Source organism: Actinomadura montaniterrae, assembly GCF_008923365.1.
Taxonomy (GTDB): domain Bacteria; phylum Actinomycetota; class Actinomycetes; order Streptosporangiales; family Streptosporangiaceae; genus Spirillospora; species Spirillospora montaniterrae.
In genome coordinates this window covers 1-15,702 of record NZ_WBMR01000210.1, presented here as the reverse complement: position 1 = coordinate 15,702, position 15,702 = coordinate 1, and the positions used below count along the sequence as shown (strand labels likewise).

Below are 15,702 nucleotides of genomic sequence, written 5' to 3'. Positions count from 1 at the left end.
CAGCCCGTCCGCGCCGGCGCGCTCCCCGCGACCCGGGCGACCGCGGTGGCCGCGCGCCGGGTCCGCGGGTCGGCGGTCGCGAGGGCGAACGCCAGGTGCCCGCCCTCGGTGACGTACGACCGGAGCACGTCGCCCGCGAGGCGCGTCAGCCGCGGCCGGACGGGCAGCCCGACGCCGCGCAGATCCGGTCCGCCCGCGGCGCCCGTCGCGGCGGACTCGCCCGGGCGGGTGACGATCTCCTCCCCGTCCACCTTCACGCGCAGCCGGACGTCCCACACCGGGTCGACGAACCCGATCGGCCGGACGCGGGCGCGCGGATCGAACTCGGCGCGCCACTCCAGCCGGCCGCCCTCGTGGACGATCTCGGCGGGCACCCGGGCGCGGCGGGCGTCGCGGCGCCGGTCGCGGAACTCCAGGGAGGCCGACAGCGAAGCGCCGCGCGGGATCCGGTCCAGCGGGTTCAGCACGTGCCCGGCCATGCGGGCGCGGCCGCCGCGCATCTCCAGCCGGGTCACGACGGCGGCCGGCCGCAGCTCCTTGAGCGGGCACACGTGGAAGCCGAAGTCCGTGACGTCCAGGACGCGGCGGCCGAGGTCCCCGCGCGGCGGGCCGCCGCCCCAGAAGATCCGGCCGTCCCGCTCCGCCAGCCGGGCCCGCAGGTCCGACCGCCCGCCCGGCAGGTACTCGGCCGCCGCCAGCGCCCCGTCCCGGTCCCCCTCCTTGACCAGGAACGCGGCGATCGCGGCGAGCGGGTTGGCCGTCTCGAACACCACCGGGTCCAGCCCGGCCAGGTAGCCGGCCGCGAGGTCGAGGAACCGGGCCCGGTGCACCGGGTCGCGGTCCCGCAGCTCGCGCAGGTACAGCAGCAGGTCGTGGTTGACGAACTTGGCGTCCTTCGCGCGCTTCAGCCCGTCCGCGCCGCGCAGCTCGAACAGCATGTCGATGCGCCGGTGGATCTCCAGCCGGTCGGCGAAGTTGGCCAGCTCGTCCCGGCGGTTGGAGATCGACGGCATCACCTGCCTCTCCCGGACCAGCCAGTTGTAGACCCGGTGCGGGATCAGGGCCGTGCGCGCGGCGGCCATGTACGCCTCCGCGCTGAACAGCAGGTCCTCGTAGTGCAGCCGTTCGACGAAGCGCAGCGCGCCGTCCTCCAGGAAGCCCCGGCGGTAGAGCTTGTTCGTCGACAGGGTGTCGTAGAGCAGATCGGGGTTCTCCTCCAGCGACGCGTACACGGCACTGCGCTGGTAGAGCCACGGGTACCAGGGCCGAACCCGGCCCTTCGCCCCCTTCGGCACGTCCAGGAAGACCCGGTCGCAGAGCCCGGAGACCAGGTCGGCGCCGGTCTCCTGCGCGGCGGAGAGGAGGTTGAGGCAGGCGTGCCGGTCCAGCAGGTCGTCGCTGTCGAGGAACATCACGTACCGGCCGTCCGACCGCTCGACGCCGACGTTGCGCGGGCGGCCGCAGCCCCCGGAGTTGACCGGCAGGTGCAGCGCGCGGACCCGGCCGGGATGCGCCGCGGCGAGCCGGTCGGCGGCCTCGCCGGTGCCGTCGGTGCTCGCGTCGTCGACGATCACGGTCTCGACACCGCCCAGCGACTGCGCCAGCGACGAGGCGACCGCCCGCGGCAGCCGGGCGGCGTCGTTGTAGGCGATCACCACCACGCTCACATCCGGGCGCACCCGCATGGGCATCCCCTTCCGCTCCTCCGGCGTGCCAGGGATTCCTTTCCATCAAGACGGCGGCAAGGGCCAACCCAGATCAAAAGCTGTCAATGCTTAGCATTACCCGACAGGTCGCGGCAGACCACCCCGGGAACGCCAAAGGCGCCCGGTTCGGGACCGGGCGCCTCTCATCCGCAGGAATTGATCATTCCCGAGCGGGACGGATGATCAGGACTTGGCATAGTCGGGGTATCCGTAACCCACGACTTCGGACTTGTCGCGGACCTTCTCCTTGACGGCGTTGTCGGTGTTGCCCTCGATCGTGGTGATCGTTCCGTTGCCGTTGTCCTTGACGACGAGGCCGACGTGGTCGATGCCGTCGATCCCGCCGCTGGACCCGTTCTGCCAGTCGAAGAACACGACCGCGCCGGGCTTGGCGATGTCGCCCCAGCGGCCGGTCTTCTCGAACCACGAGGCGTGCTGGACGGTGTAGGCGTCCCAGCCCATGTTCTTCACGCCCGTCTGCGCGCTGAGCCACGACACGAACATGTCGCACCACTCGGCGCCCCGGTAGTCGCCGACGGTCCCGCCGTCGCGCCGGGCGGTCACGGCGGCGTGCCGGGTGGAGGCGTACCAGTCGGCGTACTTGGTCGAGCCGTTGCGGCTCTCCCCCTCGCCGAGCTGCGACTTCGCCAGCTTGATCACGGTGGACGCGGCGACGGTGCGGGACGCCTTGCGGGCGGCGCGCTCGGTCCCGGCGCGCTCGGTCCCGGTGTGCTCGGACCTGCCCGTCACGGCGCCCTCGCGGTGCGCCGCGGCGGCGGCCTGCGCGGGGGTCTCGGCGGACGCGGTGTCCCCGGTCAGGGGGTTGAAGATCGCGAGCCCGACCGCCCCGGCCATCACACCCGCCACGGCGACGCCCACGGCCCGGTCCTCGGGGCTCATGCGGGCGAGCGCGGCGCGGGGGGCGGCGCCGGTCAGGCGCAGCGCGCTCAGTCGGGGGGCGATGCTCTTGGTAAGACGATCGAAACGACCGGTCATGCAGGGAATCTCCTTGTCTCCCATGACGCCTACCGGGTTAGCTGACGGATTCGGGCATGGAAGAGCCCTACGGCGCGCGGACGCGCCGATTCACCCCTGGAACCTTGGGTCCCCGGCTCCGTCCGGTCGGATGGACCTGGACGGACTCGGCCTCGCACCGCGGGTCGCGGTGCCGGATATTCGGATGTATCTCAGCGACTGATCTCGAGGGGGCGCGCATCGTGTGGCGCGCGTCGCGTGCGGATTCCGCTCAGCGACCCTCGGCCGCGCATGGAAGCGGCCGGCGTGCAACGCATGGAACGCGCTGCGTCATTCGTGCAAAAAGGTACCAACCTCCGACGGAAAAGCAAACCAGCCGCAAAAGGATCTTTTGCCTGCTCAATGCCGTTCCAACCCCCGTTCAACGGCCCCCCGCCGCCACCCCTTCCCGATCTTTCTCCGGGCCACCGCGAACCCTTACGGCATAGGGGATTCCCGGCACGGCACCGCGCCCCGGGAAAGGTAAAATGATCAAAAGGCGCCCGGCTCCGCCGTCCTTCACCGCGGCGGGCGCGCACGGCGGCGCAGATCACACGGGCGACACCGGACACCCGCCCATGTGTCCTACATCACTCCAGCTCAGGGCGGTCCTGACCTGCCGATGATCACTCCACGTGCAGGGCGAACATCGTGGTGTCGTCGGCCGCCCGGTCGTGCTCCATCCGCGCGAGGACCTCGTCCAGCGCCAGTTCCGGCCCCGCCGACGACTCCCGCAGAATTCCGGTGAGCCGCTCGATCCGCTCGTCGAGATCGGTGTCCCGGCGCTCCACCAGACCATCGGTGTAAAGGAACAGCAGATCCCCCGGCCGCAGTTCCGTGGAGATCGTCGTGTACTCCCAATCCGGCAGCGCGCCGAGCATCGGGTCGCGATAGACCTCCAGCGGCTCGGCGTGCCCGTCCCGCACCAGGATCGGCGGCAGATGCCCGGCGCACGTCCACTCCATGACCCGCCGGTCCGGCCGGTAATGGCCCACGATCGCGGTGCCCGTCGCCGGCGGGTCCATGCTGCCGACCAGCTCGTTCAGCCAGCCCACCAGCTGCCCCGCCGACTCCCCCGTGCACGACAGGCCGAGCAGCCCGTTCCGGCTGCGCGCCATCGACGCCGCCGCCGGGAGGCCGTGCCCCGCCGCGTCCCCGATCGCGACCAGCGCCCGCCCGTCCGGCATCGCCCGGGTGGCGAACCAGTCCCCGCCGATCCGCGCCGTGCTCTCCGCCGCCAGCGCCCGGATCGCCACCCGCAGCCCCGGCAGCCGCTCGACCTCCCCCTCGTCCGGCAGGATCGCCCGGCGCAGCGTCACCGCCACCTTGCGCTCCTGGGCCGTCCGCGCCTGCTGCTTGAGCATCTGCCGGCGCGTCTCCGCCAGCGCCCGCTCCACCCCGCGGCGGCGCGTGATGTCCTGCGAGACGATGTTGATCGACACCGGCAGCCCGGAGTCGTCCAGCACCGGTTCCGCGAACACCCACAGATGCCGCGGCGCGCCGTCCTTGCCGATCACCCGGTGCTCGGCCTCCACCGGCTCCCTCCGCGAGAACATCGTCTGGACGGCCTCCTCGACCAGCGGCAGGTCGTCGTCGGCGACCACCTTCGGCAGGTCGTGCGGCGCCGGCGGCACCTCGTCCGGCCCGAGGCCGTAGTTCGCCAGCATCTGCGGCGTCCAGTCCGCCTGCCCGGTGACCAGGTCCCACTCCCCGAACCCGATCAGCGCCAGCCGCTCCACCCGCTCCAGCCGCCGCGCGCTGCGGTCCTCACCGGAGTGGTACCGCCAGGTGAGGCACACCCCCGTCGGCACCTGGACGCACCGCACGCTCATCCGCGACGACCGCGACAGCCCGCCCTGCACGGTCGAGTACATGATCGAGTCGCGGTCCAGGGCCGTCCCGCCCTCCAGCACCGCGACGTAGTCCTCGAACAGCCCGCTGAGCGCCGCCCCCGGATCCGTCCGCAGCAGCCGCTGCCCCGCCAGGTCCTCGGCACCGCGCCCGAACAGGTCCCGGGCGGCCTCGTTCAGCTCGGCGTACAGGAAGTCCTGGACCTCGCCGTCCGGGCCGCGCACCGGCACCAGGTGCGCCGCGGAGTCCAGCGCCCCGTCCAGCAGTCCCCGCGCCACCGGATCCGCGGGCAGCCCCTCGATGAGCTCGGCGTCGCCCCCGGTGTCCTCGGCGGCCAGCCGGTGCAGCAGGTCCTCGGCCTCGGAGACCACGCCCCGCCGGTCGGTGTCCTCCGCGCGCGGCGGCCGCCGCCCGGCCACCACCGCGCCCTCGGCACCGACGCCGCCGCCCTGGACGACCATGGCCGCCGCCTCCGGCAGCTCCATCTCCAGGTCGCGGGCGAGCCAGATGAGATGCTGCAGCGCCTCGCCGGGCGGGACCCCCAGCCGCCGGGCCAGCATCACCCGCGCCTCGGCGAGCACCGCGCGGTCGTGCGCCGCCCCGCGCAGGCCCTCGAGGTCCGCCGCGTGTACTCCAGGCGGTCCCCACGTGCCGTCCGCTTCCGACACCCCAGTCCCCCGTTCGGCGTTTCATGCCTGGGAGAAAAAGCTACATACGTCGGCGAAGGTCCGTTCGCCACCATCTTCGTTACCAACCCGGATCTTTACCCGGCTTTTTCTTTTCGCCCCAATAGGACCGCTTTCACTGACCCTCCGGAAACGAACCCCTACCCACTCCTGTGACCTGGATCACAGCCCTGGTGAGCGCCGTCACGCACCCCGCCGCCGCCTCCGCGGACGTCCCCTCCGGATGCAGCGTCAGCAACGCGACGATCTTCCCGGCCACCACCCCGGTCGTGTGCAGCGCGGGCCGTCCGAGCCCCAGCTCCTCCGGCGCGGGCCGCCGGTCCGGCACGTCCTCGAACCCCGACCACCCCTGCTTGACCGCCCACGGCCCCGGCACCGCCCCCGCGATGCCGAAGACCTGATCGAACCCGTCCGCCCCCTTCTCCGCCATCCGCCCCAACTGCTCCAAAACGAACCGCCCCTCCGGCACCTCCAGCGCATACCGATAAACGCGCACCACATCGCCCGCACTGATCCCCGTGTACCCCCACCACCCGGGCATGTCCTGCGGCGGCGGCACCGTCTCCCGCAACCCGGCCCGCCGCACCATCCGCTCGACGATCTCCGCCCGCCCGCCGCGCTCCCACACCTCGTCCGCCGCCGCGTCATCGCTCGCCCGCAGCATCGCCGCGACCATCTCCCGGTCCCGGCCGTCGACCACCCGCCCCCGCAGGAAGTCGAGCGCGAGGAGCACCTTCACCACCGAGGCCGACCGGAACACCCCCGCCGGCCGCCGCTCCGCCACCGCACGCCCCGCCGCAAGATCAAAGACGGCCCACGAGGCCCGCACCCCCGCCGGCACCTCCACCGCCCAGAACCCGGTACGCACGACCCTCCAGACTGCGCTAGAGTAATCACGCCCGCTGAGGCGGGCACCGGGACGTAGCGCAGTTTGGCAGCGCACTTGACTGGGGGTCAAGGGGTCGTGGGTTCAAATCCCGCCGTCCCGACAGAGCTCAGAGGCCGGATCCGATCTTACGGACCCGGCCTTTGTCGCGTCCTGGGTGACCAACTGGGTGACTAAGCCACGGGATACACCGTGTGGTTGCTGCCGTCCCAGGCTTCCCGACCTCAGCTACGCGATGCCGGAAGATCGGCCGACCGCTCCGCTGGCTCCGTCGGCCCCCGCGGCTCCGCCAGCCACTGCGGAAGAGCGCCGACGGCCGCCAGGTGGCCTGGACCGCCGCCGGCGCTCTTCTCCCGACCAGCTGCCTGCGACGGGCTAAGGAAGCCTGCCGGGATCCCGCGGCCCTGCTAGCGAGAGATGGCGTGCTGTCGGAGCGTCCTGCTATCCCTATCTCTCATGACTGCCGCTTCCCCTGCTGGCCCGTGCGTTCCGTTCGCGAGCCTGGGCACCGCCGATCTGATCATTGACACCTGCTACGCCGGAGGAAGCAGCGGTCACGCGGGAGACGATCCCATCTCCAAGCTCATCCCCCGCGTGGGCAACCAGGGAGGCTTCAGGCACTGCGGCTCCCCTTTCCAGGGCACGGTGAAGCTCTCAGTCCTCTACACCACCGGCGGTGAGCTGGACTGGCCCGATCAGCTTGATCTGCAGACTGGCGTCTTCACCTACTTCGGAGACAACCGCACTCCCGGCCGCGAGCTGCACGAGACCTCCCGCGGGGGAAACCTGCTGTTGCGGGATGCCTTCGCCGCTGCTCATGGAACACCAGCCGAACGCGCCGAGGTCCCGCCGTTCCTGCTGTTTGAGAAGGCTCCGGAGCAGGGGCGCGCCGTCTACTTCCGCGGCCTGCTGGTCCCCGGCGGGCCAACCATGACCACCGACGACGAACTGGCGGCAGTCTGGCGATCGACGGGTGGGCGCCGGTTCCAGAACTATCGAGCCCGTTTCACCGTGCTGGACGAAGGCAAGGTGCCCCGCTCATGGATCACTCACGTTGTGAACGGCGGAGACCCCTTGATGGGAGACTGCCCGCCAGCGTGGCACGCATGGGTCACCAGCGGTGTATGCACGCCCCTGCTGGCACCATCCACGACCCTCATCAGGAAGACCGCCGATCAGCTTCCCGCTGCTCCGCAGGCGAAGGCCATGCTGGAGGCTATCCGCAAGCACTTTCAAAGCCACCCCCACGGTTTTGAGGCGTGCGCGGTGGCATTGTGGCGGCTTATCGCACCAGCGACTGGTCGCTGCGACGTCACCCGCCCTAGCAGGGACGGTGGACGTGATGCCATTGGCGAATACATCCTCGGCCCGCCTGCTGATCGCATCGCTATTGACTTCGCTCTTGAAGCTAAGTGCTACGCGGAAACCAACGGGGTAGGCGTCAAAGAGGTTTCACGCCTGATCTCGCGGCTAAGGCACCGCAACTTTGGCGTGTTCGTCACCACATCTTACTTCGCTCAGCAAGTCCAGCAGGAGGTGCGCGAAGATCAGCACCCCATCGCTCTGGTCTGCGGCAGAGATATTGCTGAAGCACTGCTCAACCACGGCTATAAAACCAGCAGTGACATTAAAGTATGGCTGGACAAGAACTTTCCTGTTTCCTGATGCGTCAGTCCGCAGATCGATCGAGGGGTTGCAGTAGCGGCTCGATCTTATCGCCAGGGCTTGCAACAACCCATCGTGCGCCCCACAGTTCAGCAGAGGGCCGCCCTGCGTGTTCGGGCAACGCTCGTGTGATCCTCAGTGAAATGAACTCGCCGAGTTTCGGCACCGGCACTTCCAGAGCCCGGGCGATCGCCGTGTGACTGCCGCCGTGCCCGAGGATGATGATGCCTTCTTGGCGCAGCGCAGGGCGAGCCCTGGTCATCTTCTTGTCCTCTCGGATGCGTGCCATGTAGTCAGCCTGCTGCGCAACGGTGCGGACGACCTCTCGCCGGATGAGCCGCCCCTGAACCAACCTGAACAACTGGTTCACGCGCTGCTGGCCGCTGGTTCCTTCAAGGATCTTGGCGCGAACCTGCGGATCGAGGTGGAGCAGTGTGTTTTCCCCCAGCGGCTCCTTGTGCCAGAGCCAGCGGACCAAGTGAAGGTTGCTTTGATTCAACCGATACTTGCTGTCACGGTTTCCCTTGCGGGTGACACCGCCGTTTTCGGTGAGCTTGGTGCGCGATGCCCGCAAGAGCCCGGCGCTCCAAGCGCTATCTTTGTCGTTGGCCCACACAACCAGGCAGATCTCATCCAGGGCTTCCGGCGGGATCATCCACCCACCGAGGTCTTTGGAGTACTTGCAGTCAACATCGGTGCCCGCAATACTGAAATCCATATCCCGGCCGTCGGCGAAGCCGAACTCTCGTTGCAGGTTTATTTCAATGAGCGTGCCAGCATGCGTTTTCTCGGTCTTGCAGAGTTGCTTGAAGTCGTATCGTCCGGTGCGTTCCCCGTCCAGCAATTGGTCAATGGTGGAGCGGATCACCTTCCCGAAGCGGTCACGAACGTTCTTGATCGAAAGAATCTCCTGCTCGACGCGCAACAGTTCGCTGTCGACGGAGGAGGGCTGAACATCGGACATGTCGAAGAGCATCGCGTGTGCCTCTGGGGGACCATGCCGTGAACGGCTAGCAGGACTTGGATCAAGATCCTAGGACACCTTGGCCGCTGGCGTGCAGATCCCACGACTGCGCTACCTGCCCGCAGGGTTTGGGCTGCTCCTGCAGCGCCTCTCCTGGCTCTGGTTGGCGCCTACGCGGGCGGGTCCATCCTCGGGAAGATGCGGTCCATGGCGATCGCACCGCTGTCGATCACGGGCCTGATCTGGAGCCGGTAGACCGTCTCCGTGACGCCTGTTCCGCTGTGCCCGCACAGGCGGGCGATGTCCTCGATGGCAACTCCGTGGTCCGACAGCAGCGACACAAAGCTGTGCCGCATCTCCCTGGGGGTCCACTCGCGCGCTGGCAGCCCGGCGGCGGCGACGATGCGCCGGAAGGCGCGCCGGACATTGTGCGAGTCCAGCGGTGTCCCGAGACGCGAAGCGAACACTAGGCCGTGTTCCTGCCACGCAGCGCCGGCGGCCTTCCGCGAGACGTCCTGGGCGGCGCGGTGCGCCCGGAGTGCCTCAACGCACCGCGCGGGAAGTGCCAGCGTTCGCCGGGACTTGCGGGTCTTGGTATCGCCGCCGGCTCGCACTGACCGCCACACCTTCACAGACGGCGGGATCGGTGGTTCCGCGTCCAGGGCTCCGTCCAAGTCCACGTGGTTCCACGTGAGCGCGCGAAGCTCCTCGGTACGCGCCCCAACCAGCAGCGAGAGGACGATGTAGGCATACAGCGGGGCACCCTCTGCGGCGTTGAGCACGGCTTCCGCTTGCGTGAACGTCAGCGCCTTTGAGGGGCGCCCCTGACGGCCGGTCGGGATGTCACACAGGGCCACTACGTTCCGCTTGACCTTGTCCTGCGCTTGAGCGCGCCGGACGGCGCGGTTGAGGATCGAGTGGAGCAGCCGCAGTGTCCGGGTGCTGAGCGCGGTCGCCTTCTCGGCTAGCCACTTGTCCACGTCTTCCGCGTTCAGTTCGCGAAGCTTCCGCGCGCCCAGCGCGGGGATGATGTGCTTCTCGGCAAGCGTGCGGTAGTTGGCCACTGTCTCGGCATCTCGCCCGTTGAGCCCGTACGTCAGCCAGTACCGGACCGCTTCGGCCACGGTGTAGTTGCCGGGTTCTGACGGCAAGCCGTCTGCGACGTCCCGGAGCTTCTCCTTGAGCTTGGCCAGTGCCTTGGTTTTTGATCGGTCACTTGCCTTGCGGACGATGCGCTTCCCGGCCGGGGTGTAGCCGACCGTCACGGACGCAATCCAGCGTTGCCGCTTGCTGTCCCAGTGAAGTCCCCCGTCGCCGCGCGGGCGGCGCTTCTTGTCGCTCACGCGGCCCGGGCCTCCCTCTCCAGCAGTTCGATGTACTCGACGATGGCGCTCGCTGGCACGAGGCGAACGCTGTGTTCCGTGACGGTCCTGATGCGGCCGGCGCGCACCAGCTCGTAGATGCGGCTGCGGCTGAACGGCCGGGCAGTTCGGAGATCTTGTAGAGGGGCTTGAGCGGCCAGCCCTCGGCCGGGCTGGGCGTCTTCGTGGCCATGTCGGTTGCCCTTCGGTGGTGATGATCGGTTGGAGCGGCGTCGGCGGTGTGCGTGGTGGCTGTGCGCCGTCGCTCTATGGGAGGGGCTGAAACATCTCCGCAAGTCCGCAAGTCCGCAGTTGGGTTCGTGACCTGCGGTGATGTGTGCGGAGATGGGTGTGGTGGTGCTCGGGCCATCTCCGCAATCGGGGGTCTATCTCCGCAGTGGTTGCGGACTTGCGGAGATAGGCAATGACCGGTGTTGGTGATCTCCGCATGTATGTCCGCAGGTGGGGGCGTGGTTTGCGGACTTGCGGACTTGCGGAGATGTTTCAGCGGGGTGCGGGCCGGGTCACTGCTCATGGTGTTCCACCCAGAAGACGTTGCGGTCGCCGCGGTCGTGCTTGCCGGCGCGGATGACGTAGTCGCCGCGCCACCGGCCTGCCTGCCCGGCGAGCATGCGGCCCAGGGCCATGGTGTTGGGCAGGCGGCCGGTGTGGGTGGTGATGAACTGCCCGTCCCACCGGTCGTGTTCTTCTATGCCGATCCGGTCGGGTTCGCCGGAGCGGCGCAGCTCGGCGGCGGTCATGCGCTGCGAGCCATGCAGGCTGTGCCAGCAGGCCATAAACGCGCGCCAGCGGGTCTCGTCTTCGTCGATGTCGCGGACCTGGGCCGCATTCGCCAGGAACCCGTCAATGCTGTGATGGTCCAGGAATCCGCCGAGGGCTTGCGCCCACGGGGTGAACTGCCGCATGGAGACGGTGGCGGCTCGCGGCGCGCCGTTCCGGGTCCAGTCCAGGACCAGCACCAGCAGGTGCCACAGCACGATGAGCTGATTGGCCGGGGAGGTGATCCATTGGTCCAGGTGCGGGATGCCGAAGCGGCTTTGGTCGCGTTGCTCGGGCCGGGGCATGTTCGGGTCGAGGTGCACGCGGACGGTGCGGGAGGCCATGTCTCCGCCGACTTGCAGGTTGTTGCCGGTGGCCATCCACAGCCGGTCGTTGACGGTGGCGATGGTGCGGGACGCGCCCAACTGCCGGTCCGACCACACCCCGGCGGTGACCAGCAGCGCGAGGGTGGCGGAGTCGATGACGGTGCCCTCGGCGAGGTTGTCCCACACCACCACCCCGACCTGTTCGGCCAGCACCGCGGTGATGGACTTGCGCAGCTCTTCTTCGGTGTATGCCCAGGGGATGACGCGCTGGCCGTAGAGCATGCCGGGACCGCCGGTCAAGATGCTCTTGCCGGAGGCGGGCATAGTCGCGTCGATCAACGCGAACGGTGTCAGCGACCGGGTGAAGTGCCGCAAGATCGGCGTCACCAGCAGCGCTACATAGTTGGCGCGGTCGGCGGGGCTCTTCCACGGGAAGTCGCGCAAGAACTCGTTGAGCAGGAAGTCACGGGCGCGCGCGACCTGTTCGGCGGTGGGCTCGTCCGGGACGGGCGGCAGGGTGACCTTGGCGGCCAGGTAGAGGCCGGTGGCGGGGTCGTAGCCGGGGTGCTGCAACAGGGTGCCGTCGCGGCGCAGAACCGGCGCGCCGATCACGCCACGCAAAGGGGCCAGGTCGGGCCAGGTCTTTCCGGCCAACACCGCTGACAGGATCGTCGGCGGCGGGGTGATCTCCTCCTCGAAGGTCTCGGTTCCGCCGTTGCCGTTGCGGCGGGACCGGACCCGGTAGACGTAGGCGTGTTCGGCCAGCAGCCCGGCCAAGGTCGCGGGGGTAACCGGGCTGGCGGTGACCGGCAGCGGGGAGTCCTCATCGGCGGCCGGGGACGTCTGCCCGCCCGACACGGTCTCCATGTGGACCAGGGACCCGGCGGAGACGTAGGTGTCGGGCAGGCGGCCGGCGGCCAGGGCGGCTTTGAGGACGCGGATGGTTTCCGGGCCGGACCCGGCTTCCAGGCGCGGCATCGATGGCGAGTCGGATGGGCTCATGCGGGGACCTTCCGTGGTCGGTTGGCGCCAGCGCGGAACCCGGACCGGATGGTGCGTCGGGAGCCGGTCTCGGGCAGGCCGGTGCGCAGCGCGGCGGCCAGTAGCAGGCGTTCGGTGTCCTCGGCGTCCAGCGCACCTCCGGCCACCAGCTGGCCGAGGGCGACGGCGGCGCCGTACAAGGTGGCGTTGCGACGGCCCTGCGAGGCGGCGGCCAGGGCGTGCAGGCTGGCGTTGACGGCCTTGTCCAGGTAGGCGCCGCGGTTGCCGGTGGCCAGCCGCATCGTGACCGGTTCTTGCGGCGGCAGCGGGGTCGGTTGGAGCCGTTCGGCGAGCCAGCCGGGCAGCGGTGCCGGGGCAATGGTGTGGATCGGTTCGTAGGTGCCGGTGCCGTCGGGCAGGTTCACGAAGGAGCCGGGGCCGACGACGTATCCGCCGTCGCCGCGGGTGTCGACCTTCCAGCCCAGCCCGTTGCCGTGCTCGCCTCCGGTGTTGGTCAGCCGGATGTCGTCGGGGGCGGTGAAGTACAGGTGGAACCCGCCGCGGCGGGTGCGTACCTGGAAGGTCTCCAGCGGCATTGCCTCGCCTGCCTGTTCGCACACCAGGGCGAAGACGTCTGCGCCGTCGTTGACGCCGGGGACGGCCCACCGGCCAGGCGGGCGTTCGCCGGGCTTGGGCACGTCCAGGTCGATTACCAGCAGGGCGGACGGTCCGCAGGCGATCCCGATGTTGTAGGGGCGGTGCGCCCACATGCGTCGGATGGCGGCGGGGTCGGTGGTGGCGACGTGCTTCCAGCGCAGCCCGCGGGGCGGGACCTTGTCACCGATGGCCAGCGGGAAGACGTGCCAGCCGCGGGCGGCGGCGGCCAGTGCGTAGCGCGCCAGCACGGTGGCGGCAGGCGGTGACGGTGCGGGGCCGGTCATGCCGCGATGTCCTGCACGAACGGGGCGCCCTGATGACCTGGCGCAGAGTGGTGGGCAGGGTCAGCCAAGGCCAGCTCGGCGCACGTCTTGTGGCAGGGGTTGCCGTCGTCGTCGCGGCAGAATGCGCCGCGCCCGCACAGCACGCACGGCAGCCGCCTGCCGCCCCAGTGCTTGCGGTCGTGCCAGTCCAGGCCGGTGCGGGGGCGGGTCATGCTGCGCTCCCCTGGCAGAGCGTCCGGGCGGCGGGGCGTCCGGCGGCCGGTCCGGCGGCGAGGTGGGTGGCGAGGGCGGTGCCGATGTGGCGGGTGTAGGCGGGCGGGATGGCCTCGCGGAGTTCGTCGCGGGTCATCCAGGCGATGCCCATCGCCTTGCGGGCTTGGGCGACGCCGGAGAAGTTCCCGACGACGTGCATGCGGTGGCCGGGGCGGGGCGGGCGGCCGAGCTTGACCAGCGGTTCGGTGTGCGGCCGGTGCGCTGGCTGGGTGATGCCGGGCCAGTTCCCGAACTCGAACAGCCGCTCGCGGTAGACGCCCAGGCCGGTGAACATGCAGCCGCACAGCTCGACCGGGTTGCGCAGTGGGGCGCCGGGGACGTTCTCGATCACATGCGGCAGGCCCGATGCCTGCATCCCGGCGCGCACGCCGGGGATCAGGTCGGGGTGCTCGCGGCCCTGGATTCGCTGGGCGAGGGTGTGCGCCTGGCACGGTGGCCCACCTGCCAGCACATCGAAGCCAGCGATGAACGCGCGATCGGCGAGCACGTCCAGCGCGTCGGCCTGGATGAACTCGAAGGGGTAGCGGCGCTGGGGGGCCTTGTCGACCCCGACGACGTCGAACCCGGCGAGGTAGAAGCCCATGCTGGCGCCGCCTGCCTTGCAGCACAGGTCCAGCAGCCGCAGCCCGTTCCACGGCCGGGCGGGCAGCACGAACGGCGTCCGGATCATGCGGCGTCCCCGGGCAGGATGATGATCCCCTCGGGGGTGAGCACGAACTCGTGGCCGTTGTCGCAGGTCCACAGGTCGCCGGGGTGCTCGGGGGCGTAGGTGGCCCAGCTGGTGTTCAGCGACGCGCAGTAAGGGCAGTCGGGGCCGTCCAGCACGGGCCAGTACTGGGTGGGGATGCACCAGTCGGCGTTGCAGCCGCGGCACTCCCACAGCAGGACCGGGGTTCCGTCGTGCATGTCGGTGGCGTGGCCGGTCCAGGTCACGGCGGTGCAGGTGCGGCAGGTGGGGCAGTCGGGCGGGGTGAGGATGGGCCAGTTGGCGGCGGGCGGGAAGATCGGCGCGTGGTGGGGCATGATGGTGGTGCCTTCCTTGTGGCGGTCTCCGTTGGGGGCCGTGATCGGTTGGAGGGATGGCCCTCGGCGGCGTGCTTGGTGGCTGTGCGCCGAGGGCCGCTCTGCGTCCGGAACCGATCGGCCCGGGTGCGGGGATGGGTCAGGTGACCTGTCCGGGCGGGGCGCCGGTCGGCCGGTCGCCGGGGTGGTCGTGCGGGGTGTGGTCGAGTAGGTAGAGGTCGAGGTAGCGGCGGGCGTCGGCGCCGCGCCGGTTGGGGTAGGCGGCGGAGATCTCGCCGACCTGGCAGCGGCCTTCGGACAGGGCAGGCAGGAGCCAGGCGAGCAGCTCGGCGACCTGGCGGGCGTCGTCGCCGTCGCCGTCGCCGGACAGGCGGACCTTGACGACGCGGACGCGCGGCGGCGTGCGGCGGGGGCTCATCGGTCTTCCAGGCGCCGGGGGTGGGTGGCGTGGTCAGCGGCGCGGCGGTCGCGTTTGCGTTGGCGTTCCTTGGCCATCTCGGAGCGGACGGACAGCACGGTGCGGTGGGCGGTGCGGGAGCCGAGGCGTTGGGTGCGTCCGGTGCCGGCGCAGCGGTTGCAGGGGCCGAATCGGCGGCGGGTGCTGCCGGTCTTGCGGCCGGTGCCGCCGCAGCGGCGGCAGGGTCGGAAGGGGTAGGTGTAGACGCTGGCGGCCCAGATCACGGCGGCGGCCATGGCCAGCAGGGTCAGGGTGACCATCTGGGGTTCTCCTTCGGGGGTGTTAGGGCTTCCAGCGGCCGACCACGTGGGGCTTGGCCCACGAGATGTACTTGCGGCGGTCGATGACGATGTCGCCGTTGGGCATGAGGACGACCTCGTCTTCGCGGATGTTGTCGTCGGAGAAGTGGTCGGCCACCAGTGCTTTGATCTGCCGTTGGGTCATGCGGGGCTTGCCGTCGGCGCGGGCCTGCGGGGTGGGCTGGGGCTGTTGGTGGGCCTGCTGGTAGCCGTCTTCGAGCCCGATGGCCATGGCTTCGGCGAACGCCTCTTTCCAGACCTGGCAGGCGAACCGGGTGCAGTCGGTGTCCTTGCAGGTGCGGTAGTCGTGTGCGGGCCTGCCCTGCCGCGCCGTGCCCTTGGCCGGCGTGCCCTTCGGCGCCGCGGCCTTGGTCGAGGGCTTGGATGCTCCCGCGGGCTTGCCGCCGGCGGCCTTGCGGCGGGCCGCGGCGGCGGCCTTGCGGCGCACGGCCTGCCGCCGCTTGCGCTCGGCGGCCTCCCGGCGGGCGG

At 70.2% G+C, this 15,702-nt stretch carries 15 protein-coding genes, 1 tRNA gene and 1 riboswitch; of the genes, 2 read left to right on the top strand and 14 right to left on the bottom strand.

The genetic code is table 11. The features are described from left to right. The 4 genes from F9B16_RS40995 to F9B16_RS40980 form a co-directional block, all read right to left on the bottom strand. On the bottom strand, positions 1-1,685 hold a 1,685-nt coding region (locus tag F9B16_RS40995), incomplete at its 3' end, for a glycosyltransferase (RefSeq protein ID WP_192809234.1). A gap of 204 nt (positions 1,686-1,889) precedes the next feature. Continuing rightward, positions 1,890-2,702 carry a CHAP domain-containing protein gene (locus F9B16_RS40990; protein ID WP_225992390.1) on the bottom strand — a complete coding sequence of 271 codons (813 nt, stop codon included), beginning with the start codon at positions 2,700-2,702 and terminating at the stop codon, positions 1,890-1,892. A gap of 12 nt (positions 2,703-2,714) precedes the next feature. Further along, positions 2,715-2,864: riboswitch (cyclic di-AMP (ydaO/yuaA leader) on the bottom strand. A 482-nt stretch (positions 2,865-3,346) separates the two neighbouring features. Next, positions 3,347-5,239: a SpoIIE family protein phosphatase gene (locus F9B16_RS53745; RefSeq protein WP_264159849.1), complete on the bottom strand. Its 1,893-nt coding sequence runs from the start codon at positions 5,237-5,239 to the stop codon at positions 3,347-3,349. Between the two features lie 133 nt (positions 5,240-5,372). Continuing rightward, positions 5,373-6,125 (bottom strand): class A beta-lactamase-related serine hydrolase, encoded by a 753-nt coding sequence (locus F9B16_RS40980; RefSeq protein ID WP_225992389.1) that lies wholly within the window; start codon positions 6,123-6,125, stop codon positions 5,373-5,375. A 47-nt stretch (positions 6,126-6,172) separates the two neighbouring features. Here F9B16_RS40980 and F9B16_RS40975 point away from each other — a divergent pair. Further along, positions 6,173-6,246, top strand: a tRNA-Pro gene (locus F9B16_RS40975). Positions 6,247-6,599: 353 nt separating this feature from the next. Continuing rightward, a complete protein-coding gene (locus F9B16_RS40970; RefSeq protein WP_151545655.1) occupies positions 6,600-7,808 on the top strand; it encodes a restriction endonuclease in 1,209 nt (402 codons plus the stop codon). 4 nt (positions 7,809-7,812) lie between these two features. Here the strand turns inward: F9B16_RS40970 and F9B16_RS40965 are convergent, their stop codons facing one another. The 10 genes from F9B16_RS40965 to F9B16_RS51635 all read right to left on the bottom strand — a co-directional run. Beyond that, a complete protein-coding gene (locus tag F9B16_RS40965) occupies positions 7,813-8,784 on the bottom strand; it encodes a NaeI family type II restriction endonuclease (protein WP_151545654.1) in 972 nt (323 codons plus the stop codon). Positions 8,785-8,942: 158 nt separating this feature from the next. Next, positions 8,943-10,115, bottom strand: a complete 1,173-nt coding sequence (locus tag F9B16_RS40960) for a site-specific integrase (RefSeq protein ID WP_151545653.1) — start codon at positions 10,113-10,115, stop codon at positions 8,943-8,945. Positions 10,116-10,657: 542 nt separating this feature from the next. Beyond that, positions 10,658-12,241 carry a hypothetical protein gene (locus F9B16_RS40950; protein WP_225992388.1) on the bottom strand — a complete coding sequence of 528 codons (1,584 nt, stop codon included), beginning with the start codon at positions 12,239-12,241 and terminating at the stop codon, positions 10,658-10,660. Then, positions 12,238-13,161, bottom strand: a complete 924-nt coding sequence (locus F9B16_RS40945) for a bifunctional DNA primase/polymerase (RefSeq protein ID WP_151545652.1) — start codon at positions 13,159-13,161, stop codon at positions 12,238-12,240. The genes F9B16_RS40950 and F9B16_RS40945 overlap by 4 nt, the downstream gene beginning before the upstream one ends. Then, entirely contained in the window at positions 13,158-13,373 is a 216-nt protein-coding gene (locus tag F9B16_RS40940; RefSeq protein WP_151545651.1) for a hypothetical protein, read from the bottom strand. Before F9B16_RS40940 ends, F9B16_RS40945 begins: the two co-directional genes overlap by 4 nt. Then, complete coding sequence (locus tag F9B16_RS40935) at positions 13,370-14,104, bottom strand: DNA cytosine methyltransferase (protein ID WP_151545650.1); 735 nt, start codon at positions 14,102-14,104, stop codon at positions 13,370-13,372. Before F9B16_RS40935 ends, F9B16_RS40940 begins: the two co-directional genes overlap by 4 nt. Further along, positions 14,101-14,457: a hypothetical protein gene (locus F9B16_RS40930; RefSeq protein WP_151545649.1), complete on the bottom strand. Its 357-nt coding sequence runs from the start codon at positions 14,455-14,457 to the stop codon at positions 14,101-14,103. Before F9B16_RS40930 ends, F9B16_RS40935 begins: the two co-directional genes overlap by 4 nt. Before the next feature lie 139 nt (positions 14,458-14,596). Continuing rightward, on the bottom strand, positions 14,597-14,875 hold the full coding sequence (locus F9B16_RS40925) for a hypothetical protein (RefSeq protein ID WP_151545648.1): 279 nt from the start codon (positions 14,873-14,875) through the stop codon (positions 14,597-14,599). Beyond that, positions 14,872-15,174 carry a hypothetical protein gene (locus F9B16_RS40920; RefSeq protein ID WP_151545647.1) on the bottom strand — a complete coding sequence of 101 codons (303 nt, stop codon included), beginning with the start codon at positions 15,172-15,174 and terminating at the stop codon, positions 14,872-14,874. The genes F9B16_RS40925 and F9B16_RS40920 overlap by 4 nt, the downstream gene beginning before the upstream one ends. 22 nt (positions 15,175-15,196) lie before the next feature. Further along, the coding region (locus tag F9B16_RS51635; protein WP_225992387.1) for a hypothetical protein at positions 15,197-15,702 on the bottom strand (506 nt) is incomplete at its 5' end.